The following is a 21,248-nucleotide window of genomic DNA, read 5'->3' as shown; positions in this document are numbered from 1 at the left end:
GGATCCGGAAGGCGGAGAGCGGAGCAATCCGCCTACCCGCGGCCTTTCCCCTTTTCCCCGCCCGAGCAGGCGGCTATTGCTGGCAACCCGACCGCATCAGGAGACAGCCTTGGCCCAAACCGATTCCGCCCCCGTCCAAGCCCATATCGCGCAGACCATCGCCACGGATATCGCGGCGAAGCCCGCACAAGTTACCGCAGCGATCGGACTTCTCGATGGCGGGGCGACCGTGCCCTTCGTGGCGCGCTACCGCAAAGAGGTCACGGGCGGGCTCGACGATACGCAGCTGCGACAGCTTTCGGATCGGTTGGGTTATCTGCGCGAAATGGAGGCGCGGCGCGAGACGATCCTCAATTCGATCCGCGAGCAGGGCAAACTGACCGACGATCTGGCGCGCTCGATCGCGCGGGCCGAAAGCAAGGCGACTCTCGAAGACATCTACCTCCCCTTCAAGCCCAAGCGCCGCACCAAGGCGATGATCGCGCGCGAGAACGGGTTGGAGCCGCTGTTGCGCGCGATTCAGGAAGACCGGAGCGCCGCGCCCGAGGCGCTGGCCGAAGGCTACATTACCGAGGCCGTGCCCACGGTGAAGGATGCTCTGAACGGTGCGCGCGACATCCTGACCGAGGAACTGTCGGAAAACGCCGAACTGCTTGGCACCCTGCGCGACTTCATGCGCGCCGAGGCCTTCATCGCCGCGCGTGTCGTGCCGGGCAAGGAAGAGGCGGGCGCGAAGTTCTCCGACTATTTCGACCACCGCGAGAAATGGGCCGACATTCCCGGCCATCGCGCGCTCGCCATTCTGCGCGCCGCGAAGGAAGAGATCGTGACGATGGAAATCGCGCCCGATCCCGAGACCGGCGAAGACCGCGCAATCGGCCAGATCGCAGCGACGCTCGACACGCAGGCCGGGCGTCCCGGTGATCTCTGGCTGCGCGACGTGGCGCGGTGGGCGTGGCGGGTGAAATTCTCGGTCTCGCTCTATGTCGATCTTCTGGGCGAGCTGCGCCAGCGCGCCCATGACGAGGCGATCAAGGTTTTTGCACGCAACCTGCATGACCTGCTGCTGGCAGCCCCCGCCGGTCCGCGTGCGACGCTGGGCCTCGATCCGGGCATCCGCACCGGGGTGAAGGCCGCCGTGGTGGACGCGACCGGTAAGGTCTTGGAGACCGCGACGCTTTACCCGTTCCAGCCCAAGATGGACCTGCGCGGAGCCGAGACGAAAATCATCGACATGGTCAAGCGCCACGGGGTCGAGCTGATCGCCATCGGCAACGGCACCGCCAGCCGCGAGACCGAACGGATGGTCGCCGACACGCTGAAGCTGCTGCCGTCGGGTGTGCGGGCGCCGACGAAAGTGGTCGTCTCGGAAGCGGGTGCCTCGGTCTATTCGGCCTCGGAGCTGGCCGCGCACGAGTTCCCGGATCTTGATGTGTCTTTGCGCGGCGCGGTCTCTATCGCGCGTCGCCTGCAGGATCCGCTGGCGGAACTGGTGAAGATCGAACCGCAGAGCATCGGCGTCGGCCAATACCAGCACGACGTAGATCAGCGCCGCCTGTCGCAGGCGCTCGAAGCTGTCGTCGAGGATGCGGTGAACGCGGTGGGCGTCGATCTGAACATGGCCTCCGCACCGCTTCTGGCGCAGGTGGCGGGGCTTGGGCCCGCTCTGGCGCAGGCCATCGTCGCGCATCGCGACGCGCATGGCGCCTTTCCCTCGCGGCGAGCGCTGATGGAGGTGGCAGGGCTCGGCCCCAAGGCCTTCGAGCAATGCGCGGGGTTCTTGCGTATTCGTGATGGCGAGGAGCCGCTCGACGCCTCCTCGGTTCACCCCGAAGCCTACGCGGTCGCGCGTAAGATCGTGCAGAGCTGCGGCCGCGACATCCGCGAGATCATGGGCCAGCCGACCGCGCTGAAAGACCTGAGCGCGGAGCAATTCGTGACCGGCGATTTCGGTCTGCCCACCATTCGCGACATCTTCGCGGAACTGGAAAAACCCGGCCGCGACCCGCGCCCCACCTTCAAGACCGCGCAGTTCACCGATGGCGTGGAGGACATCAAAGACCTCAAGCCGGGGATGAGCCTGGAGGGCACCGTGACCAACGTGGCCGCCTTCGGTGCTTTCGTGGATATCGGCGTGCATCAGGATGGTCTGGTGCATGTCAGCCAGCTCGCCGATCGCTTCGTAAAGGATCCGCATGAGGTTGTGAAAGCGGGCGATGTGGTGCGCGTGCGCGTGACCGAGGTCGACATCCCGCGCAAACGGATCGGCCTGTCGATGCGCAAGCAATCCGACGGCGGCGCGCCTGCGCGGGGCAAAGGCCCGGCACGGCAGGACAAGGGTCATGACCGGGGCAAACCCGGCCCGCAAGGCCCCCGTGGAAAAGGGACCGGCAAGGGCCAAGGCAAGGCGCCGGCGAAGGACAGCAGCAATGGCGCGTTCGGCGCAGCGCTTCGCGATGCGATGAACCGGCGCTGAAGCCGGCCAAGCGGGTTGAACGATCGGGGATCTACCAGAGGTGAGCTGCGACACAGGAACAGCGCCACAACTTGCCTTCCCCGGCCCCCGCCGATAGCGTCACGCGAAACCACATAGGCGGGGGAGGCGGACCATGGCGCTTTGCAGCGATGCGGCGATGGTGCTGTTCTATGACATCGACGGTGACACCGCCGACCACGACCACTGGCACAGCCATGAGCACCTGCATGAGCGCCTCTCGGTTCCCGGCTTTCTACGGGCGACGCGCTGGATCGCGACCGAGGGCGGGCCACGCTACATGGTCACCTATGAAGTCAGCGGAACCGGCGTGGCGACGTCGCAGGGCTACCTCGACCGCCTGAACGACCCCACCTCCTGGACTGGTGCGATCATGCCGAGATTTCGCGGCATGATGCGCGGGTTCTGCACGATTCCGGCGAGCGAGGGCTACGGTCTGGGCGGCTTCGCCACCGCCTTCCGTTTTCAACCCGACCCCGGACACGAAGACGCTGCAGCTTCCTGGATCGCTCAGGAGGTGCTGCAGGAGATCGCCTATCGCCCGGGTGTCGCCAGCGTTCAGCTGCTTCGTCCGACTGCACCACCGCCGATGACGCGCGAGCAAGCACTGCGCGGTGCCGATGCTCCGATGCCGTGGCTACTCATCGCCACCGGCTATGACGCGGCGCTGCTGTGTGAGGCAGTGGAGCGCGGTTTCGATCCGGCTTCGGAAGCGGCTGCCGGGCTGATCGGCGACGTCGTCGCGACGCATTATGTGCTGAATCACACCGCGAGTGCTGACGAGGTCGCGCGCACGCCCAAGCCGCAGTTTCCGCGCTAGGTTATTCCTGTCGGGGCGCGGGGTCGGACGTTCGCCGACGCAGAACCGCTCCAAGCCTCGCTAAAGACAGAGCGAAGCCAGACCAACACGTAATTCTATTTTGAGGATTTTAGTGGTGCCCGGAGGCGGACTCGAACCACCGACACGCGAATTTTCAATCCGCTGCTCTACCAACTGAGCTATCCGGGCACTGCGACCTTTCGGTCTTGGTGGAGCGGTTACTAGACGAGGGCGCGGGGGGTGTCCAGAGGGATTTCGCAGAAAATTACGCGAACTTGCGAAACGTCTCAGTGCGGCTTGCCGGGGGGCGTATCATCGCCTGCGGGACCGGTCGGCGCACGCTCTTCTTCCTCGGCGATATCGCCGGGAATGACGTAGGATCCGTTCAACCAGCGCGCCAGATCGACGTCGGCGCAACGCTTGGAACAGAAGGGGCGATATTTCGGGTCGGCATCCTTGCCGCAGATCGGACAGCTCATTTCGCCTCCCTGTTTTGGCCCCGCAGCAGGCGCACGAGCGGGACGCGGTCGCGCTTGCGTTGCATCTCGAAATTGCCCAGCGGTGTCCAGCCTGCCAGTGAGGTCTCGGGCTCGCCTTTGACGGCGCGACGCAGCTGCTGCTCGAGCGCCTGACGGTCGCGCTTGGGCATCGGGGCGAAGTCGATCACGACCTGGCCTCCAAGGCCGCGCAAGCGCAGCTGCCGGGGCAATTCGCGGGCCGCGGCGATATTCGCCTTGAGCGCCGCGGCAGGCGTCGTGTCGTTGCCGGTATTGACGTCGACCGCGATCAGGGCGCGGGTTGGCTCGATCATCAGATGCGCCCCGCCCGGCAGGTCGACGCGCGGATGCAGAAGCGCTTCGATCGCATCGGTGACGCCGTGATCGTCGAACCCGCCTTCGATCACCTCGTCCGGCACGGGTTCGGCCCAGTCGCGCCAAGCTTCTTCATGCGGATCGGGCGCATCGACGAGCAGCTCCGGCCCGCCTTCAACGTCGCCAGTCACGGCCTCGGCCAGCTCGCGCATCGCAGCGACATCCTCGGCCACCTCTTCAAGCGGCACATGGGCCGCGGCGGAGCGCAGGATCACGCCCATATCCGAGCCTTCCATCACCGCCTCGGCCGCCGCCTGCAGATCGGCGCGCAGATCCTCTTCATGGATCCGGCGCGAGACGTTGATGCCGGGCGCGCCGGGGGTGACGATGGCGTAGCGCGATTTGAACAGCACGCGCAGCGTCACAGGCAACGCCTTGCCGGGCTCGGTGCCGCCGGAGACCATGCAGATCACGGTCTGGCCGGGGGCGAGCCCCTTCACCTCTTTCAGAAAGCCACGCGTGCCTTCGGGCAGATCGACGAAGACGCCGCCCTGCCCTTTCATCTGGCGACCGATCGTGCCGCGCAGGATCGCACCGGGGGCGAAGCTGATCTCTTCGGAGGTGTCGATAATCAGGTCTTCAATTTGCCCATCGACCATCAGCGCCGCCGCTTCGCGACCGGCGATCTCGTCCAGCAGAACCACACGCCCCTGCATTATACGTCCCCTCGAATGCCCGCACTTGCGAGCAGGTTTCCGGTTTCTGCGAGCGGCAATCCCACGACAGCGGTGAAGGATCCCTGGATCCACGGCACGAAAGCGCCGCCGCGTCCCTGGATCGCGTAGCCGCCTGCCTTGCCGTCCCATTCGCCCGAGGCGAGATAGCCGTTCACGTCCTCGTCGCTGAGCGGCTTGAACTTCACCACCGTATCGACAAGCCGTTCGCGCAGGCCCTGCGCGGTGCGCACCGCCACGGCGGTGAACACATGGTGCCGACGCCCGGACAGCAGCCAGAGAAACTCCGCCGCCTCTTTCTCGTCTTCGGGTTTACCCAAGATGCGGCGCCCGCAGGTCACCGTGGTATCGGCGCTCAGCAGCACCTCGTCATCGGCCACATCGAGCGCCATCGCTTTCTCGCGGGCCATGCGGGCGACATAGTCGCGCGCCGCCTCTCCTTTGAAAGGCGTCTCGTCGATATCGGCGGGGCGCACGTCAAAAGGCTCCAGCCCGAGCTGGGCCAGAAGCTCTCGCCGTCGCGGGCTCGCCGAGCCGAGGATCAGCTTCACTTGAAGCGGTAGTTGATACGACCCTTCGTGAGGTCGTAGGTGTTCATTTCCACCTGAACCTTGTCGCCTGCCAGAACACGGATGCGGTTCTTACGCATCTTGCCTGCCATATGCGCGATGATCTCATGGCCGTTTTCCAGCTCGACCCGAAACGTCGCGTTAGGCAGGAGTTCCTTCACGACACCGGGAAATTCGAGCATTTCTTCCTTGGCCATGGTCACTCCGTAAATGGTTTCCCGCGCAATTCGCGGGCGAGCGTTTAAATGCGCCCGTAAGCCGCGAAATTCAAGTGGAATGTCAAGGCTGGGCGGGGTTTTCCGAGGCGATCCGGATTATTTGGGCCGCTTCGGACTGCTCGGACCAATGTTTGTAGGGCAAAACAGTTCCTGCGGTGCGGCTTTGCGCGACGCGATCCAAGTCCACCGTCGCGAAGGTCCAGCCGGGTGAGTCGGGCGCCCCTTCGGCCACGGTCCCGCTTTCCGGCCAGAGCCCGTCTGGTGGCGCGAAAATCGCAGCCGTGCCGCGGTTCTCGTCTACAGCCGGACACCAGAGCGCGTCGCCAACGGTCGGCGCCTGCACGGTCACGCATTGGTTTTCGAGCGCGCGTGCCATCGCGCCGATCCGCACCCGGTTATAACCCGCGAGCGTGTCGGTGCAGGACGGCACTAGGATAATCTCTGCTCCCGCCTCGGCCAGCGCGCGCGCCAGCAGGGGGAATTCGCTGTCGTAGCAGATCGTGACCCCGATCTTGCCGAGCGCCGTGTCGAAGAGCACCAGCCCTTCGCCCGCATCGACATGCCAGATCTCGCGCTCGAACCGCGTCATGATTGCCTTGTCCTGATGCCCGATCAGCCCGCCGGGACCGAACAGGCTCGCCCGGTTCACGCGTTTGGTGCCGTCGATGACGGGTCCGGAGGGGGCGAGAATATGCACGTCATGCTCCGCCGCGAGACCTGCGAACAGCCGCTCCATATCCGCCCGCAAGCCCGCTACATGGATCAGCGCGGCTTCCAGATCGCCCGCGACCTCTGCGCCGCCGAGGCTCGCCAGTTCCATCGCCCCGTATTCAGGAAAGACCAGAAGCTGCGCACCCTGCCCTGCGGCCTCAGCCACCCAAGCGGATACCTTCGCCGCGTAGCCCGCCCAGTCCTCGAACCAGTCGAGCGGATAGGCGGCTGCCGCGATTACGACCTCGCGGCTCACAGCTTGCGCCCCCAGAATTGCAGCGCCTTCTCGGTCTGCTCATCCTCACCCAGATCGGTCCATTTGAACCGCGCGATTACGCCCTCCATCGGGGCATAGCCCCGTTTGCGCCAGAACCCGTCGAGCGGGCGATACTCGGCAGGCTTGAGCGGATGATCGTCGGGACGGATCACCGAGCAGAAGACCGAATGGCTGCACCCCAGCTCGCGCGCATGAGCCTCGCGGTGGTCGAAGAAGGCGTGACCCAGCCCCTGCCCGCGAAAGTCGGGCAGCAGCACCGACTCGGCGCAGTAGAACACGTCCTGAAGCTTCAGCTCGGTGCCTGCGAAGGGCGCCGCGAAATCATCGGCGTGATCTTCCAGCGGCGTGCCAGTCGCAGCGCCCACCAGTCGCGCTCCGTCGAACGCGCCGACGACCACCGCAGCATCGCTTTCCCGATAGCTCTGGATGTAGCGCCGCTCATACTCCAGCGAGCCGTCATAGATGTAGGGCCAGTCCCGAAACACCGCGATCCGCAGCCGCGCCACATCGTCGAGCGCTGCATCCAGCGCCTCACCGGTCAGCCGCCGCACCTCCATTACGAAACCTGCGCGATCCAGTCGGCGAGGTTGTAATAGGTGACGACGCGCGTGATCTTGCCCTCGTCGAGCGTGAAGAACGCCCCCGCCGGCAGGACATAGCTTTGCCCATGCGCCTCGGGCAGCCCGTCATCGGTCTCCAGATAGACGCCATTGACGATGAACTCCGCCGCCGCCCGCGTGCCTGAGTCATTGGCCATGATGACCATGTCGGTCAACTGCTCGCGATAGCAGCGGCTCATATGTTTGTTGAATTCGCGGAACGCCTCGATCCCGTGGCGGATCTTCCCTTCGTTCACGTGATGCGCGAAGGGCTCGCCCAGCTGGGCCTCCATCCCTGCCGTATCGCCCGCGTTGAAGGCATCGTAGTAACGCGAGATCGTGTCGAGGGTGCGGGCGCGCGGCATGGCCATTCTCCGTAAAGCTGTCTGGCCTTGAGTGCCACGCGACACACGCCGCGTCAAACGCGGTCATAGGCGCCGTCGCAGGTCACCCCAATGCGGCGCGCACGATCTCGGCCAGCGGCGTGGTCGGGCGACCGATCAGCCGCGACAGGTCGTGGCTGTCATCGAACAGCGCGCCATTGGCGGCCTGCGCATCCGAATCCGCGATGATCGCGGCGAAGGGGCCGGGCAGACCCATCGTCTCGAGCAAAGCGCGATACTCGGCCTCGGCAAGGTGCGAGACCTCGACCGCGCGACCGGCCTGTGCAGCGATCTCGGCGGCCAGCTCGTCGAGGGTGAAACCCGCATCGCCCGCCAGCTCATAGGTTTTGCCCTGCAAGCCGGAATCGAGCGCTACGGCGGCGAGCGCCTCGGCGTAATCCGCGCGCGACGCTGCCGCGATCCGGCCTGCGCCCGACGCCCCGGCGATCGTGCCCGATTGCGCAGCATAGCCGATCGCGCTGTCGTAATTCTCGCCATACCAGCCATTGCGCAGCAGCGTATGGCTCAGCCCCGATGCGGCCAGCGCCGCCTCGGTCGCCACGTGCTCTTCGGCCAGTTGCATCTTCGAACGGTCGGCATGCAGCAGAGACGTATAAAGGATATGGCCGACCCCATGCGCCTTGGCGACCTCGATCACGTTGCGATGCTGCGGCGCGCGCTGGCCGACCTCGCTCGACGAAATCAGGATCAGCGTGTCGACACCTGCCAGCGCGTCGAAACTGCCCGGGTCGGAATAGTCGAAACGCCGCGCGGCGCCCGTCAGCTTCTCAGGGCTGCGTGCCAGCCCGATCACGTCGGTCGCGCCGCGCGCGGCCAGTGCGGCAAGGGTGAGTTGGCCAAGATGGCCGGTGGCTCCGGTAACGGCGATGGTCATGGCGACCTCCTTTTGTCTTTCGCTGACGGGAAGCTGCGCCCTTTACTGCGCAAAAGGAAGTACCTACATTTTGGTAAGTGTTCAGCAGCCCCGCACAGGAGCCTCCGCATTATGCAACAGACCGACCCCGCGCTGCCCGTCGCCGATGTGTTCAATGCCGATTGTCCCTCGCGCATGATCCTGTCGCATGTCAGTTCGCGCTGGGGCGGGCTGGTTCTGGTTGCGCTGCGCGACGGGCGGCTGCGCTTTTCCGAGTTGCGTCGCAGAATTGGCGGTATTTCCGAGCGGATGCTGGCCCAGACCTTGCAGGTGCTCGAAGCGGATGGGCTGATCTCGCGGCGCGATCATGGCGAGGTGCCGCCGCGCGTGGATTATTGCCTGACCGAGGCAGGCGAGGCGATCGCGATCCGCTATTTCGAGCTCGCGCAGTGGATCGAGGCGAACCTGGGCCGACTTGGAACGCAGCCCGCACAGTCTGGCGGCTGATCAGGCGGTTGGTTCTCCGAAACGGTCGATGAGATGGCGGCGGATCTGGTCGCGAGTGTCGCGATAGGCGGCGAGCTTGGCCTCGCGCGTCTCGCCGATGCCGGTCGGGTCGAGGATCGGCCAATATTCTACGTCGAGATGAAAGAACCGCGTCAGTTCCAGCGCCTGACGCTGCGAGGCAGGCGACAGCGCGATCACCAGATCGAAGGCCGACAGATCGTCGCCCCATTCCTGCAACTCGGTGAAAGACCGCGCACGGTGACGTTCCAGATTGACGCCGATCTCGGCCATCACCGCGATGGTGAAGCCGTCGATCTCCAGATCGGCCTTCACGCCCACCGACTGCACGTAGCATTCGGTGCCGTAGAATTTCTTCATCATCCCCTCGGCCATCGGGGAGCGCGTGGAATTATGATCGCACGCAAAGAGAACGGAGTTGGGGATCTCGCCCATCCGTTTACCTCGGGGCGAGAACGGCAACGAGGGTGAAGAGGCGCCGCGCCGTGTCGATGTCGATCTCGGCCTTGCCTTCAAGGCGTTCCTGCAAGATGCGCGCGCCTTCGTTATGGATACCGCGCCGGGCCATGTCGATCGCCTCGATCTGGCTGGGCGGCAGTTTCTTGACCGCCTCGAAATAGCTCTCGCAGATCTGGAAATAATCCTTCACCGCCTGCCGGAACGGGCCGAAGGACAGATGGAACTCCGCCACTTTCGAACCGCTCTCGGTCTCGGTGTCGAAGACGAGCCGCCGGTCGCGCACCGCCAGCGTCAGCGCGAACGGCCCTTCTGGTGCAGGTTGCCCGTCGCGGCCCGGGATATTGAAGCTGTTATCCTCGAGCAGATCGTAGATCGCGACCTTGCGCTCCTGCTCAATCTCCGGCGAGGGCGCGGGCAGCCCGCCCGTGTCCAGCTGGATATGCGAAATCCGGGCCATCACCCCTCCCCTTCGTCATTGAGCGCATCGAGCCGCGCACGCACCGACAGCCCATGCGCCTCGAGGCTTTCCGATTTCGCCAGCACCTCTGCCGAAGGGCCGATCGCCTTCAGCGCGCCGGGCGTCATCTTCGCCAGCGTGGTGCGCTTGATGAAGTCCATCACCGAGAGGCCCGAGGAGAAGCGTGCCGAGCGCGCCGTCGGCAGAACGTGGTTCGGCCCGCCGATATAATCGCCGATCGCTTCGGGCGTGTAGGCGCCAAGGAAGATCGCGCCCGCATGGGTGATCGCCTCCGCCAACCAGTCGGGATCGGCGACGCAAAGCTCCAGATGCTCTGGCGCAACCCGGTTCGACAGCTCGGCCGCCTCCATCAGATCGCGCGCCACGATCACCGCCCCGAAGTCGCGCCAGCTCGCGCCTGCAATCGCACGGCGCTCCAGCGTCTCGAGCCGTTTCTCGACTGCCGCAACGACCGCCTTGCCGAAAGCCTCGTCGGTGGTGATCAGGATCGCCTGTGCGCTCTCGTCATGCTCGGCCTGGCTCATCAGGTCGAGCGCGATCCAATCCGGATCGCCCGTGCCATCCGCGATCACGAGGATTTCCGACGGGCCCGCAATCATGTCGATGCCGACGCGCCCGAAGACCCGCCGCTTGGCCGCCGCCACGAAAGCGTTGCCCGGCCCGGTGATCTTGTCGACCGCCGTGATCGTCTCGGTCCCGTAGGCCATCGCGGCAATCGCCTGCGCGCCCCCCATCCGGTAGACCGTATCGACGCCCGCCAATTGCGCGGCCAGCAGCACCAGCGGGTTCACCGCCCCGCCCGGCGTCGGGCACGCCACGACCAACCGCTCCACACCCGCGACCTTCGCCGGGATCGCGTTCATCAGCACCGAAGAGGGATAGCTCGCCAGCCCGCCCGGAACATAGAGCCCTGCGGCTGAAACCGGCCCCCAGCGCCAGCCTAGCTCCGCCCCGCTCGCGTCGATCCAACGCGCGTCATGCGGCATCTGGCGCTCGTGATAGGCGCGGATACGTTCGGCCGCCAGTTCCAGCGCCGCGCGCTCCTCGGCAGGCACTTTTGCGACTTCGGCCTCGATTTCCTCGGGCGAGAAGGCCAGCGTCTCCGGCGTCAGCTCCAGACGGTCGAATTTCACTGTCAGCTCGATCAGCGCCGCATCGCCCCGCTTGCGGATATCCGCGATGATCCCGGCCACGACAGCATCCACATCGGGGCTGTCCTCGCGCTTCATCCCCAGAAGTTCGACAAACCGGGCCTCAAAGCCCTCTTCGCGCGTGTCCAGAAAGTGCGGCATCGACAGTCTCCTATTCCGTTCTTCGGATTAGAGACTCCCGCCCTGCCCCGCAAGCACGACACTGCCCCCAAGGGCAATTCCACTTCGACTTGGCGTAAATATCCCCGCCGGAGGCATCCCCGGCGGCAAAACGCGGCTCACTCGGGATGATGCGGCACCTTGCCGGAAGGCGCACGATAGGGGCGCTCGACATCGCGCAGATCTACATCGAGACATTCGACATCCGCCGCCAGCGCGCCATCGCCCGCCAGCGTCAGGGTAACGCGACCCGCGCCGTCTTCGGTCTCTTCAAAAGTGATATCGAGGATCGAGAGCACTACGTCGCGATCCGAACGATCGATCCCCATGCTCGAAACATGGGTGACATCCGAGATCACCAGCAAGGACCGCACCCGCTCATAGGGGCGTTTCTCGGCCTCGGCCTGCGCCTTGTCTTCCCAGCGGAAGCGGTTGATCAGCAGCGCGAGACGCCGGGATTTCGCCTCCCAGGCAATCTCGGTGATCGGCAGCACGGCGTCCTGCACCAGCGCCGCGATAACGGGGAGGTCGTCTTTGGTCTCGGCGCGCAGCGCAATCGCGCCTTCGCCACCCTCTTCGAATTTCGCATCACGGGTCATTGGGGCACCTCTGCATTCGATATGGGGAAGACGGCGGGAATTGCCAGCCGATCAACTCGCTTTCACGCGCTCGATATGCGCGCCGACCCCCGCCAGCTTCTCCTCGACACGCTCATAGCCGCGATCGAGGTGATAGACACGGCTGACGACGGTTTCGCCTTCCGCAGCCAGCCCCGCAAGGATCAGCGACACGGAGGCCCGCAGGTCGGTCGCCATCACCGGCGCCCCTTTGAGCTTCTCGACGCCGTGGACCGTCGCATGACCGCCATGGACGTCTATATTCGCCCCCATCCGCACCAGCTCGGGCGCGTGCATGAAGCGATTCTCGAAAATCTTCTCTTCCAGAACGCTGGTGCCCTCGGCGGTGCAAAGAAGCGCCATCATCTGCGCCTGCAGGTCGGTCGGGAAGCCGGGGAACGGCTCGGTCGTGACGTCGACCGCGCGGATGCGGCCATTCTTGCGCGCCACCTTGAGGCCGGTATGGGTCTGCTCGACCGAGATGCCCGCCGCATCGAGCTTCTCACAGAAGCTCTCCAGCAGATCGATTCGACCGCCCAGGCACTCCACCTCGCCCCCGCAGATCGCGGGCGCGAGCATGTAGGTGCCGAGCTCGATCCGGTCGGCGACCACCGGGTGAGTCGCGCCGTGCAGGCGGTCCTTGCCCTCGATCACGATTTCGGAGGTGCCGTCGCCCTCGATCTGCGCGCCCATCGCGCGCAGGCATTTCGCCAGATCGACGATTTCCGGCTCGCGGGCTGCATTCTTCAGCACCGAGGTGCCTTTTGCGAGCGAGGCGGCCATCAGGAAGTTCTCGGTCGCGCCAACGGAAGCGAAGCGCATCTCGTGGGTGGCGCCTTTCAGCCCGCCCTTCGCTTCGGCATGCAGATAGCCGTCCTTCAGTTCGATCTCCGCCCCGAGCGCGGCAAGCGCGTCGACATGGATATCCATCGGGCGCGCGCCGATCGCACAGCCGCCCGGCAGCGACACGACGGCATGGCCCAGACGTGCCAGCAGCGGCCCCAGAACCAGATTCGAGGCGCGCATCTTGCGCACGATTTCATAATCCGCGACCGGGTTGATCTCGCCGTGACACGAGGTCGCCAGAACCTTGCCTTCCTGCAGCGCGGTCACTTCCGCGCCGAGGCTCGCCAGCAATTCGGTCATCGTGCGGATGTCCGACAGGCGCGGCGCGTTGGTCAGGGTCAGCGGCTCATCGCTCAGAAGTGTGGCCGGCATCAGCGCGAGACAGGCGTTTTTCGCCCCCGCGATCGGGATTTGGCCGGAAAGTGGCCCGTTGCCGCGTACGACGATGCTGTCCATGTCAACTGCCCTCGGATTCGTTGTTATTCAGCGGCTTGGATTCGGATTTGCGGGCGCGCGCCTGCGCCTTGCGCCGCTGCAGATTCGCGCGCAGCGCCTGCGCCCGACGCTCTTCGCGGCTCAATTCCGCATCGCGGGACGTGCCCGATCCATCTTTCTTTCCGCCTGTCATGGCGCCTCGTTTAACCCGCCTGTGAAATCCTGTCGAGAGAGAGCAAGATTTACCCTTGCACCCCTTCGCGATTGCGTCTAAATCCCCGCCACGGTCGAAGCGACGGACCGAAACCGGCGCTGCTGTAGCTCAGCGGTAGAGCACTCCCTTGGTAAGGGAGAGGTCGAGAGTTCAAGTCTCTCCAGCAGCACCACTTCCCCTTTTCAACCTCGATAGTCTGGCGTCGACCACGGGTCGCCGACGAATGTGTTGGCCCACCTTCCGTCGATTAATCAGAGGGACTGTTCCAGAGTCTCTTTCGGTGGGTGACCGTAAAGCCACAGACCCTCGATCGTTCACAAACACCTCTCGAGAGCGCGAGCGCTATTTTCCCAAGCAACCTTGGCAGCAACACAGTCAATCTAAGGTTTACCATAGGTTGTAGGAAATTCCTCAATTTCGCCACTTACCGACTGCGCGCCAACTTCGGCTCGCATGGGAAATTAGGGAAAATTAATGTCTTATAAACTTTCGATTACCGCGACCGCCGTGTGTTTTGCACTTGCAGGCTGCATGGGCAGCGGGGACGGCAGCAATTCCTACAGCGCAGCTGAGGTGTCGCAGAACCAAGCCACCTACGACAGCCTTGCAACCCGCGTCACCGACGGCGACCTTTTGGTCGCTCAAGATCCGACCGGTACCGCGAGCCTTACAGGGCAGCTTAAACTTGACCCGGCCAGTGCATCTGACAACCCGGTCGCGGGCCGCTTGGCGATGGACGTTGACTTCGACAATAGCAAAGTCACTGGCACCGTGAGCCAATTCGCTGCCTACACGCCGGACTTGAGCGAAAAAATGATGGACCTGAAAGGCTCGCTTTCCGTTAACGGGACGATTGATAGCAAGAGCGCAATCGTGGCGAATGCCAACGGGACCGTGAGCGACGATGAAGGCAGCATAACTGCCGATCTTCAGCTGGCCGGCTCTGTCTATGACGATAACGGAAAATATGTCGCGCTGGGCGATGTAACCGGCACCGGCGTCAGCCCCGATGGCTCCGAACAACTTACCGGCACATTCTACGCGCAGCAGCAGTAAACTTCGGACATAGGCGCTGGGGGCCCAATGGCCTCCAGCGTTTCGATTTTCCAACGATGAGTTTTTCATGAGCTTTTCTAAAAAGCTGCTGACCGCGACGGTGGCTTTTCTTGCGTGTGCCACCCCTCTCTCCGCCGCACCCCAAGAGCACAGCCTCGCGGATTGGACGCAGATCGGCACGCGCCTCAGCGCCGAGGGCGACACGCTCACCGCGATCACCATTCTCGGGACGATCGCAGCGAAGGCGCCCAACTACTCGCCGGCGCAAATCGCGCTCGAGCAAAGCCTCGACCAGATTGGCTCCGCGAAACGCGCGGATCGGGTGCTGCGCTATGTGTCGGATCGTGCGCCGGACCGCGAGCTGGCTTTCAACGCGGCTTTGCGGCGGCTCGACCAGTCGCATCCCTGGCGGATCTCGGGGCAGGTCTCGCTTCTGCCGACGAGCAATCTCGGCCACGTCTCCTCGCAGACGGTTTTCGTGACCAAGGCGGGGCGCTTCCAGATCACGGATGGAGGTCGGGAGAGTTCGGGGCTGGGGCTCGGCGCCAGCGCGAGTGTCGACTATTACATCCACCCCGCGCTCGATTGGCGGCTTCGCCTGCGCGGCGCGGTATCGGGAAACTGGTATTCGCCGAAGGAGCTGCGCTTCGTGAAGCCGAGCCTTTCGGTGCGCTACGACCGTCTCATCGCAGGGGCGCCCTGGGGCGCGACCATCGAGGTCGGGCGCAGCTTCTATGCCGCGGCACCCGGGCAAACGCGATCTGATGCGACCGATACGAGCCTCAGTCTCGACCGCCACTGGCGGCTCGCACATGACGCCAACCTCACGGTCATCGGCTCCGTCACGCAAAGCCGTTTCGAAGAAAAGCGCTACCTTAACGGGCCGCGCTACGCGCTCAATCTGGGCTACGACCGGGCCATCTGGCGAAGGTCGCGCATCGACCTCGGGTTGCGGCTCGAGCGCGCGGATGTGCGCAGCGACTATCAAAGCTACACGCGCGCGGCTCTGACCGTCGGAGCCAGCCGGCGCCTCACGAAAACGCTCAGCGTGAAGCTCTCCGCAACCGTGGGCGTGCGCGATTTCGATGGCGACTTTCCGTTGTTCGGGAAGCCGCGCATGGATCGCGATATCTCCCTCACCGCCTCGGTCGGCCTGGACCGCTTCAAGGTGATGGGCACGACGCCACAACTAAGCTGCACCGCGCGCCGCAACCGGTCGAACGTCTCGCTTTACAGCTATCGCTCGCTCGATTGCGGCGTGCATTTCATAAGCCGGTTCTGAGAGGGGCTTCTTCGCAGAGACCCAACTCCACGACCCGTGCGACGACGGCATTGGTCGTGCGAAGGCCGAACTTCTCGCGCAGGTTCCGCAGATGCATATCCACCGTCGAGACCGAAAGACCCAATGCGAAGGCGACTTGTTCCCGGCGCTCGCCACGCACGGCGCGGGCGAGAATCTGGCGTTCGCGGCATGTGATGTGTGGCGTATCTTCTTCCCAAACGGTCTCTGGCGCGTTCAAAAACAAGATACAGCGCGCGCGTCCGGGAGCCAGCGGCAGCAGATTGATCTGTCGCAGGCTCGGCAGGCGCTTGAGTCGAGGCCGCAGCACGGCGGCTTGCGCCTCCCAACGCGCGGTCGCCGACAGGACCGGCGCCCTAAGAAGGCGTCCGCCCGGCACCATTGACAGGCTGAGCGGCTCGCGCGCGGTGATCCCGAGGTCTCGTTTTATGAAGCGCTGCATCGGGATATTGGGGCCGGCGACTACCCCGGATGAAAAAATATCGCAGGCGGCCTCCAGCGCAGCGCACTGGCTAACCCCTGCGCCGTTTTGAAACGGATAGGTCATGAAATCTCTGAATGAATACAAGTATCTATATATGATTCATTCGTAGCCGATTTCTGACTCCGATCACAATCGAATTCACTAATACTCACAAAAAAATATCGATGTGAGGGAAGAAAAACTCAATCTAAATCTAATCGCCCTTCGCCCCGTCGCAGGGTGCGATGTGGATCGGGGCTTCGCGGTCGGCGCCGATGGTTTCGCAGCCTTTCGAACACAGCGTCCAGCCCGAGATCGTGGCGCCGGAAGCCGCGAGGTTCAGCGCGGGGACGTCCGGCCCGTCGGTCGTCCAGACCCACCAGCCATCCTCGAAATGACCGCCCGGCCCGGGCTCCATGCCTGCGCCGGAGCCTTTGACCGCCGCGCCGACGAGGCGCAGCGTGTCATGGTCGGTCACCTGCCAATGTTCGCGCCAGCCCTCGTGCTCGACCGAATGCATCCATTGCAGCGAGAACTGACCGTTACTCGCAAGCGCGACCATCGCGGCGCCGACCATCAGACACGACGCGCTCATGCCGCGGCCTGCCCGCGCCGCAGCCAGAGCGTCGCCGCGAAGACCGCGACAAGGGCGAAGCCGATTTCATCTGTCAGCGGCAATGCCGCGACCAGGGTGAAGCCCGCGACCATGGCGAGCGCCCGCTCCCAAAGCGCCAGCGGACGGCCCAGCCAACCGATCACCGCGACACCCCAGAGCGACAGCGCCAGCAGCGCCTTGATCACGATATAGGCCACGGCTGGCCAGTAGCCGATCGCGGCCGCCAGCGGCCCGCCATCCTGCAACATCAGCGCGGGCGTGTAGACCGCCATGAAGGGCACGACGAAACCCGCGGCGGCGACCTTGATCGCCTCGAAACTGATCTTCAGCCCGCTTTCCTTCGCGATGGGCGCGGCAGCGAAACAGGCCAGCGCCACAGGCGGCGTCAGATCCGCAAGGATTCCGAAATAGAAGACGAACATGTGGCTGACGATCAGCGGCACGCCGAGGTCCAGAAGCGCCGGGCCCGCAATCGAAGAGGTGATGATGTAGTTCGGGATCGTCGGAATCCCCATGCCCAGCACGATGCAGGTAATCATGGTCAGGATCAGCGACAGGAACAGGCTCGACTTGCCGACACCCACGATGAACTGGCCGAAGGTGGTCGCGGCCCCGGTCAGGGTCATCACCCCAATGATCACGCCGACCAGCGCGCAGGCGATCCCCACGGGAAGCGCGGTGCGTGCGCCATCAGCGAGGCTGTCGCGACAGAGCGCCAAGGTCTCGCGCCCGCCCTTCGAGAAGACGTTGATCGCGATCAGCACGGCGATGGCAAGCAGCACGGCCCAGATGCCGAACTCGAAAAACGCGCCCGCGACCAGCGCCAGCACGACCCAGAAGATCACGCGCAGCACCTGATTGGGCAGCCCCAGCGCGACCGAGCCGCCAAGGATCAACAGCCCCGTCAGCGACAGGCCCACGGTGCCAGCGAACAGGGGCGTGTAGCCTGTGAACAGCAGGTAGACGAGCACGGCGAGCGGAAGCAGCAGATACCAGCCCTCTTTCAGCGCCTTGCGTGGGGAGGGCAGCTCGGATTTCGCGAGGCCGCGCAGGTCGCGCTTGCCGGCCTCCAGATGGACCATCCAGAAGGCGCCCGCGAAATAGAGGATCGCCGGGATCAACGCCGCCTTCACCACCTCGACGTAATCGACGCCCAGCGTCTCGGCCATGATGAAGGCCACGGCCCCCATGACCGGCGGCATGATCTGCCCGCCCATCGAAGACGTCGCCTCGACGCCGCCCGCAAAGGCGGAACGATAGCCGAAGCTCTTCATCAGGGGGATCGTGAATTGCCCGGTGGTTACGACATTGGCCACACCCGAGCCGGAGATCGTGCCCATCAACCCCGAGGACAGAACCGAGACCTTCGCAGCCCCGCCCATCTTGTGCCCGACCATCCCGAGCGAGACATCCGTGAACAGTTTGATCATCCCGGCTTTCTCGAGAAACGCGCCGAAGAGGATGAACAGGAAGATATAGGTCGCCGACACATAGGTCGGGATCCCGTAGATGCCTTCGGTGCCGAAACTCATCTGTTCGATCACCTGCTCGAAGGCGTAGCCGCGGTGGTTCAGCGGTGAGGGCAGATGCTCACCGAACATGGCATAAAGGAAGAACGTGCCCGCGATGATCGGCAGCGCCGGGCCCATCAGCATCCAGGCGGCGGTGAAGACCGTGACCAGCAGCACCACGCCGACCACCAGATCGAGCGTGTTCGGATCGCCCGCGCGCAGCAGAAGCGGCGTGTATTCGATCCACTGATAGGCGGCGACAGCGACCCCGGCTGCGGCCAGCAGATAGGCGAGCGCGCGCCCGAGCGGGCCAAAACCCTTGGCGATGGCAAGCAGCGGAAAGCCGAGCGCGAGCAGGAAGCCCACATGGACCGCCCGCGCAATCTGGCTCGAGGGGTTGATGACATGGGCGGCGAAAGCGATTTGCCAGACCGAGAAAGCGACCGCGAGCCAGAACAATGCGCGCCCTTCGCGCGACTTCGGGAAGCCCCCCGCCAGCGGATCGTGCACTGCCGCGTCGACCGCAGCTTCTTCCTTGGTGTCCATGCCTGTCTCCTCCCCCCGGTATGGGCGCGTTGGCCCGATTGATCAGGGGCGACCCGAATTGCGCGCCGCCCCTGACCTGAACTCTAGCGGCTTATTTCAGCACGCCCTGTTCCTTGTAGTATTTCTCCGCACCCGGATGCAGCGGGATCGGCAGACCCTGCACCGCCGCCTCGAGCGAAATACCATTCGCAGCCGAATGCGCGGCCTTGAGCGTATCGAGATGCTCGAAGAGCTGCTTGGTCATCTGGTAGGCTTCCTCATCCGAGACGCCTTCACGGGTAACGAGGATGTTCGTGATCGCGACCGTCGGCACATCCGCGTCCTGACCCGGATAGGTGCCCGCCGGGATCACACCCGCCTTGTAGGGCGCGCCAAGCTTTTCGGCGATGTCGGCAGGGATCTCGACGAAAGTCACGTCCTGCGTGGTCGAGAGATCCTTCAGTGCCGCGTTCCCCAGCCCCGAGGACTGGAAGGTCGCGTCGAGCTGACGGTTCTTCATCAGTTCGACCGATTCCGAGAAGGGCAAATACTCGACCTTGCCGAGATCATCATAGCTCATGCCCGCCGCGTCGAAGATCTTGCGCGCGTTCAGCTCGGTCCCCGACTTGGCCGCGCCGACCGACAGGCTCTTGCCTTTCAGATCGGTGATCGTGGTCGCGCCTGCATCCTTGAGCGCGGCGAGCTGGATGTAGTTCGGGTAGATCGCGGCGATCGCGCGCAGCTTGCCGAGCTTGGCCTTGAAGCCCGCATCCGCATTGCCTTCCCACGCATCCTTCACCGAGTCGCCCAGTGCGAAGGCCAGCTCCCCCCGGCCTTGCTGCAGCAGGTTCAGGTTCTCGACCGACGCCTTCGTCGACTGAACCTGAACGCGCACGTCCTTCATGTTCTCGCCATAGACTTCGGACAGCGCAACGCCGAGCGGATAATACACGCCCGAGGTGCCCCCGGTCAGAATGTTGATGAAGGTTTCGGCCTTGGCGACGGGTGCGCTCAATGCAATCGCCCCGGCGACGAGCGCGCCGAGCTTGATGTGTTGGAACATCGTAATCCTCCCATATGTCATTGCCCGCAAAGAGATGCGGGACCGCCTCCAACGTGACGCGTTTTTCGCGGGGATCAATTCAATTCACGTCGATGAAACCAGAAAGCGGAGAATTCTCCGCTTGACGTGAAGGCGGGCGCTCCCGCCCGAAATTTGCTTTACTGAGCGGAAGTTGCGGATTTCGCTATGCGCTTGACGTAACGAGCCCTATCTGCTCGGAAACACCTGATTTCCGTCTTCAAAGCCCCCATGCGCTCTTTGCCTCCCTTCCGATACGCCCCCGACCGCTGGCCCCCTGCATTGCGCTGGGCCGTCCTCCTCGCAGGCTCAGCGCTTCTGGCCTTCGCTCTGAGCCTCGCGCATCTCTCGGCGGCGCTTCTGTTGGGGCCGATGGCCGTCGCGATCACCCTCGCCGCAAGCGGCGGGGCGGTGCGGCTGCCCCCTCTGGGCTTCATCGCGGCGCAGGGTGTCGTGGGGGTGATGATCGCCTCGAAGCTTCCCGCCTCGATCTTGCCCGAGATCGCCCGCGACTGGCCGATCTTCCTTGCCGGGACGCTCTCCACCGTGCTCGGCGCGAGCGCGCTCGGCTGGGTGATGGCGCGGGCGGGCGGCTTGCCCGGCACGACGGCGATCTGGGGCTCCTCCCCCGGGGCGGCGACCGCGATGACGCTGATGTCGGACGATTACGGCGCCGACATGCGGCTTGTCGCCGTGATGCAATATACCCGCGTCGCCTGTTGTGCGATCGCCGCAACTGCCGTCGTACAAATCTTCGGCGTGGCGCAGGCTAGGGACGTCGGCGCGGCCCTCGCCGAGCAAGGCCCGATAGACATCGTCGCCGCGGTCGAGACGCTCGCGCTCGGGATCGGGGCTGCCTTTCTGGGCGTGCGGCTGCGCATTCCGGGTGGCGGTCTGCTGCTGCCAATGGCCTTCGGGTTGATCGCGAGCGCCTCCGGCTTGCTGACGATCACCCTGCCCCAGACCGTGCTCGCGATCAGCTATGCGGTGGTCGGCTGGGGGATCGGGATGCGCTTCACCCGCGCCGTGTTGCGCCATGCCGCAAGGCTGCTGCCGCGCATCCTCGGCTCGATCATCGCCTTGATCGCACTCTGCGCGGCCTTCGCGATGGGATTGGTCTATTTCGCCGGGATCGAGCCTGTGACCGCCTATCTCGCGACCAGCCCCGGCGGTGCGGATTCGGTGGCGATCATCGCGGCGGGCACGCAGGTCGATGTGCCCTTCGTCATGGCGATGCAGATCGCCCGCTTCCTGCTGGTGCTGGTCGCGGGCCCCGCACTCGCCCGCGCATTGTCACGCAGGCGAGGCGATGTCTGAAGGC

Annotated in this window: 24 protein-coding genes and 2 tRNA genes; 7 read left to right on the top strand and 19 right to left on the bottom strand. The window is 64.6% G+C overall.

Annotated elements, in window-relative coordinates; genetic code table 11:
* Window positions 1-109: 109 nt before the first annotated feature.
* On the top strand, window positions 110-2,476 hold the full coding sequence (locus BMI88_RS01480) for a Tex family protein (protein ID WP_078545398.1): 2,367 nt from the start codon (window positions 110-112) through the stop codon (window positions 2,474-2,476).
* Window positions 2,477-2,609: 133 nt separating this feature from the next.
* Window positions 2,610-3,314 carry a hypothetical protein gene (locus BMI88_RS01475; protein WP_078545396.1) on the top strand — a complete coding sequence of 235 codons (705 nt, stop codon included), beginning with the start codon at window positions 2,610-2,612 and terminating at the stop codon, window positions 3,312-3,314.
* Between the two features lie 113 nt (window positions 3,315-3,427).
* Here BMI88_RS01475 and BMI88_RS01470 read toward each other — a convergent pair.
* The 9 genes from BMI88_RS01470 to BMI88_RS01430 form a co-directional block, all read right to left on the bottom strand.
* A tRNA-Phe gene (locus tag BMI88_RS01470) sits at window positions 3,428-3,503 on the bottom strand.
* A 98-nt stretch (window positions 3,504-3,601) separates the two neighbouring features.
* A complete protein-coding gene (gene yacG, locus BMI88_RS01465; protein WP_078545394.1) occupies window positions 3,602-3,793 on the bottom strand; it encodes a DNA gyrase inhibitor YacG in 192 nt (63 codons plus the stop codon).
* Window positions 3,790-4,842 (bottom strand): ribonuclease E/G, encoded by a 1,053-nt coding sequence (locus BMI88_RS01460; RefSeq protein WP_078545392.1) that lies wholly within the window; start codon window positions 4,840-4,842, stop codon window positions 3,790-3,792. The genes yacG and BMI88_RS01460 overlap by 4 nt, the downstream gene beginning before the upstream one ends.
* Window positions 4,842-5,411 carry a Maf family protein gene (locus BMI88_RS01455; RefSeq protein ID WP_078545390.1) on the bottom strand — a complete coding sequence of 190 codons (570 nt, stop codon included), beginning with the start codon at window positions 5,409-5,411 and terminating at the stop codon, window positions 4,842-4,844. Before BMI88_RS01455 ends, BMI88_RS01460 begins: the two co-directional genes overlap by 1 nt.
* Complete coding sequence (gene infA, locus BMI88_RS01450) at window positions 5,408-5,626, bottom strand: translation initiation factor IF-1 (RefSeq protein WP_010397442.1); 219 nt, start codon at window positions 5,624-5,626, stop codon at window positions 5,408-5,410. Before infA ends, BMI88_RS01455 begins: the two co-directional genes overlap by 4 nt.
* A gap of 82 nt (window positions 5,627-5,708) precedes the next feature.
* Window positions 5,709-6,614 carry a carbon-nitrogen hydrolase family protein gene (locus BMI88_RS01445; RefSeq protein WP_078545388.1) on the bottom strand — a complete coding sequence of 302 codons (906 nt, stop codon included), beginning with the start codon at window positions 6,612-6,614 and terminating at the stop codon, window positions 5,709-5,711.
* Window positions 6,611-7,192 carry a GNAT family N-acetyltransferase gene (locus BMI88_RS01440; RefSeq protein ID WP_078545386.1) on the bottom strand — a complete coding sequence of 194 codons (582 nt, stop codon included), beginning with the start codon at window positions 7,190-7,192 and terminating at the stop codon, window positions 6,611-6,613. The genes BMI88_RS01445 and BMI88_RS01440 overlap by 4 nt, the downstream gene beginning before the upstream one ends.
* Window positions 7,192-7,599 carry a ketosteroid isomerase-related protein gene (locus BMI88_RS01435; protein ID WP_078521731.1) on the bottom strand — a complete coding sequence of 136 codons (408 nt, stop codon included), beginning with the start codon at window positions 7,597-7,599 and terminating at the stop codon, window positions 7,192-7,194. Before BMI88_RS01435 ends, BMI88_RS01440 begins: the two co-directional genes overlap by 1 nt.
* A gap of 82 nt (window positions 7,600-7,681) precedes the next feature.
* Window positions 7,682-8,512 carry an SDR family oxidoreductase gene (locus BMI88_RS01430; RefSeq protein WP_078545384.1) on the bottom strand — a complete coding sequence of 277 codons (831 nt, stop codon included), beginning with the start codon at window positions 8,510-8,512 and terminating at the stop codon, window positions 7,682-7,684.
* Between the two features lie 111 nt (window positions 8,513-8,623).
* Between BMI88_RS01430 and BMI88_RS01425 the strand changes: the two genes are divergently transcribed.
* The gene (locus tag BMI88_RS01425) at window positions 8,624-8,998 is read left to right on the top strand and encodes a helix-turn-helix domain-containing protein (protein WP_078545382.1); all 375 of its coding nucleotides are present in this window, start codon (window positions 8,624-8,626) and stop codon (window positions 8,996-8,998) included.
* Here the strand turns inward: BMI88_RS01425 and BMI88_RS01420 are convergent, their stop codons facing one another.
* The 6 genes from BMI88_RS01420 to BMI88_RS19670 all read right to left on the bottom strand — a co-directional run bounded on the left by BMI88_RS01420 (window position 8,999) and on the right by BMI88_RS19670 (window position 13,354).
* Window positions 8,999-9,451 (bottom strand): low molecular weight phosphatase family protein, encoded by a 453-nt coding sequence (locus BMI88_RS01420; protein ID WP_078540169.1) that lies wholly within the window; start codon window positions 9,449-9,451, stop codon window positions 8,999-9,001.
* A gap of 4 nt (window positions 9,452-9,455) precedes the next feature.
* Entirely contained in the window at window positions 9,456-9,932 is a 477-nt protein-coding gene (locus BMI88_RS01415; RefSeq protein ID WP_078545380.1) for a UPF0262 family protein, read from the bottom strand.
* The gene (hisD, locus tag BMI88_RS01410) at window positions 9,932-11,245 is read right to left on the bottom strand and encodes a histidinol dehydrogenase (RefSeq protein WP_078545378.1); all 1,314 of its coding nucleotides are present in this window, start codon (window positions 11,243-11,245) and stop codon (window positions 9,932-9,934) included. Before hisD ends, BMI88_RS01415 begins: the two co-directional genes overlap by 1 nt.
* Before the next feature lie 137 nt (window positions 11,246-11,382).
* Complete coding sequence (locus tag BMI88_RS01405; protein ID WP_078545376.1) at window positions 11,383-11,862, bottom strand: DUF2948 family protein; 480 nt, start codon at window positions 11,860-11,862, stop codon at window positions 11,383-11,385.
* Between the two features lie 51 nt (window positions 11,863-11,913).
* Window positions 11,914-13,182: a UDP-N-acetylglucosamine 1-carboxyvinyltransferase gene (murA, locus tag BMI88_RS01400; protein ID WP_078521738.1), complete on the bottom strand. Its 1,269-nt coding sequence runs from the start codon at window positions 13,180-13,182 to the stop codon at window positions 11,914-11,916.
* A 1-nt stretch (window position 13,183) separates the two neighbouring features.
* The gene (locus tag BMI88_RS19670) at window positions 13,184-13,354 is read right to left on the bottom strand and encodes a hypothetical protein (RefSeq protein WP_168173917.1); all 171 of its coding nucleotides are present in this window, start codon (window positions 13,352-13,354) and stop codon (window positions 13,184-13,186) included.
* A gap of 118 nt (window positions 13,355-13,472) precedes the next feature.
* On the opposite strand from BMI88_RS19670, the gene BMI88_RS01395 reads away from it, so the two are divergent.
* The 3 genes from BMI88_RS01395 (at window position 13,473) to BMI88_RS01385 (ending at window position 15,713) form a co-directional block, all read left to right on the top strand.
* Window positions 13,473-13,547, top strand: a tRNA-Thr gene (locus tag BMI88_RS01395).
* Between the two features lie 302 nt (window positions 13,548-13,849).
* Complete coding sequence (locus BMI88_RS01390) at window positions 13,850-14,431, top strand: hypothetical protein (protein ID WP_078545374.1); 582 nt, start codon at window positions 13,850-13,852, stop codon at window positions 14,429-14,431.
* Window positions 14,432-14,498: 67 nt separating this feature from the next.
* Entirely contained in the window at window positions 14,499-15,713 is a 1,215-nt protein-coding gene (locus BMI88_RS01385; protein ID WP_078545372.1) for a surface lipoprotein assembly modifier, read from the top strand.
* Here the strand turns inward: BMI88_RS01385 and BMI88_RS01380 are convergent.
* The 4 genes from BMI88_RS01380 to BMI88_RS01365 form a co-directional block, all read right to left on the bottom strand.
* Entirely contained in the window at window positions 15,697-16,278 is a 582-nt protein-coding gene (locus BMI88_RS01380; RefSeq protein ID WP_078545370.1) for a helix-turn-helix transcriptional regulator, read from the bottom strand. The two genes, BMI88_RS01385 and BMI88_RS01380, sit on opposite strands and share 17 nt — an antisense overlap.
* Before the next feature lie 130 nt (window positions 16,279-16,408).
* Window positions 16,409-16,789 (bottom strand): DUF1850 domain-containing protein, encoded by a 381-nt coding sequence (locus tag BMI88_RS01375; protein ID WP_078545368.1) that lies wholly within the window; start codon window positions 16,787-16,789, stop codon window positions 16,409-16,411.
* On the bottom strand, window positions 16,786-18,867 hold the full coding sequence (locus BMI88_RS01370; protein ID WP_078545366.1) for a TRAP transporter permease: 2,082 nt from the start codon (window positions 18,865-18,867) through the stop codon (window positions 16,786-16,788). Before BMI88_RS01370 ends, BMI88_RS01375 begins: the two co-directional genes overlap by 4 nt.
* Before the next feature lie 91 nt (window positions 18,868-18,958).
* Window positions 18,959-19,909, bottom strand: coding sequence for a TAXI family TRAP transporter solute-binding subunit (locus BMI88_RS01365; RefSeq protein WP_078545364.1), 951 nt, complete (start codon window positions 19,907-19,909; stop codon window positions 18,959-18,961).
* Window positions 19,910-20,209: 300 nt separating this feature from the next.
* Between BMI88_RS01365 and BMI88_RS01360 the strand changes: the two genes are divergently transcribed.
* The gene (locus BMI88_RS01360) at window positions 20,210-21,244 is read left to right on the top strand and encodes an AbrB family transcriptional regulator (RefSeq protein WP_246831794.1); all 1,035 of its coding nucleotides are present in this window, start codon (window positions 20,210-20,212) and stop codon (window positions 21,242-21,244) included.
* The last annotated feature ends 4 nt before the right edge of the window (window positions 21,245-21,248 follow it).

This window comes from Thioclava sp. F36-6 (assembly GCF_002020305.1).
GTDB lineage: Bacteria > Pseudomonadota > Alphaproteobacteria > Rhodobacterales > Rhodobacteraceae > Thioclava > Thioclava sediminum.
Note: the sequence above shows the minus strand (reverse complement) of the source record. Positions and strands in the feature narration are given on the sequence as shown.

Bases quoted from the DNA above. Each gene is read 5' to 3' on its own strand.
- BMI88_RS01420 (WP_078540169.1), bottom strand. From the start codon at position 9,451: ATGGGCGAGATCCCCAACTCCGTTCTCTTTGCGTGCGATCATAATTCC.
- BMI88_RS01435 (WP_078521731.1), bottom strand. From the start codon at position 7,599: ATGCCGCGCGCCCGCACCCTCGACACGATCTCGCGTTACTACGATGCC.
- murA (WP_078521738.1), bottom strand. From the start codon at position 13,182: ATGGACAGCATCGTCGTACGCGGCAACGGGCCACTTTCCGGCCAAATC.
- infA (WP_010397442.1), bottom strand. From the start codon at position 5,626: ATGGCCAAGGAAGAAATGCTCGAATTTCCCGGTGTCGTGAAGGAACTC.
- BMI88_RS01375 (WP_078545368.1), bottom strand. From the start codon at position 16,789: ATGAGCGCGTCGTGTCTGATGGTCGGCGCCGCGATGGTCGCGCTTGCG.
- BMI88_RS01430 (WP_078545384.1), bottom strand. From the start codon at position 8,512: ATGACCATCGCCGTTACCGGAGCCACCGGCCATCTTGGCCAACTCACC.
- BMI88_RS01380 (WP_078545370.1), bottom strand. From the start codon at position 16,278: ATGACCTATCCGTTTCAAAACGGCGCAGGGGTTAGCCAGTGCGCTGCG.
- BMI88_RS01370 (WP_078545366.1), bottom strand. From the start codon at position 18,867: ATGGACACCAAGGAAGAAGCTGCGGTCGACGCGGCAGTGCACGATCCG.
- BMI88_RS19670 (WP_168173917.1), bottom strand. From the start codon at position 13,354: ATGACAGGCGGAAAGAAAGATGGATCGGGCACGTCCCGCGATGCGGAA.
- hisD (WP_078545378.1), bottom strand. From the start codon at position 11,245: ATGCCGCACTTTCTGGACACGCGCGAAGAGGGCTTTGAGGCCCGGTTT.
- BMI88_RS01460 (WP_078545392.1), bottom strand. From the start codon at position 4,842: ATGCAGGGGCGTGTGGTTCTGCTGGACGAGATCGCCGGTCGCGAAGCG.
- BMI88_RS01385 (WP_078545372.1), top strand. From the start codon at position 14,499: ATGAGCTTTTCTAAAAAGCTGCTGACCGCGACGGTGGCTTTTCTTGCG.
- BMI88_RS01405 (WP_078545376.1), bottom strand. From the start codon at position 11,862: ATGACCCGTGATGCGAAATTCGAAGAGGGTGGCGAAGGCGCGATTGCG.
- BMI88_RS01475 (WP_078545396.1), top strand. From the start codon at position 2,610: ATGGCGCTTTGCAGCGATGCGGCGATGGTGCTGTTCTATGACATCGAC.
- BMI88_RS01365 (WP_078545364.1), bottom strand. From the start codon at position 19,909: ATGTTCCAACACATCAAGCTCGGCGCGCTCGTCGCCGGGGCGATTGCA.
- yacG (WP_078545394.1), bottom strand. From the start codon at position 3,793: ATGAGCTGTCCGATCTGCGGCAAGGATGCCGACCCGAAATATCGCCCC.
- BMI88_RS01425 (WP_078545382.1), top strand. From the start codon at position 8,624: ATGCAACAGACCGACCCCGCGCTGCCCGTCGCCGATGTGTTCAATGCC.
- BMI88_RS01440 (WP_078545386.1), bottom strand. From the start codon at position 7,192: ATGGAGGTGCGGCGGCTGACCGGTGAGGCGCTGGATGCAGCGCTCGAC.
- BMI88_RS01415 (WP_078545380.1), bottom strand. From the start codon at position 9,932: ATGGCCCGGATTTCGCATATCCAGCTGGACACGGGCGGGCTGCCCGCG.
- BMI88_RS01390 (WP_078545374.1), top strand. From the start codon at position 13,850: ATGTCTTATAAACTTTCGATTACCGCGACCGCCGTGTGTTTTGCACTT.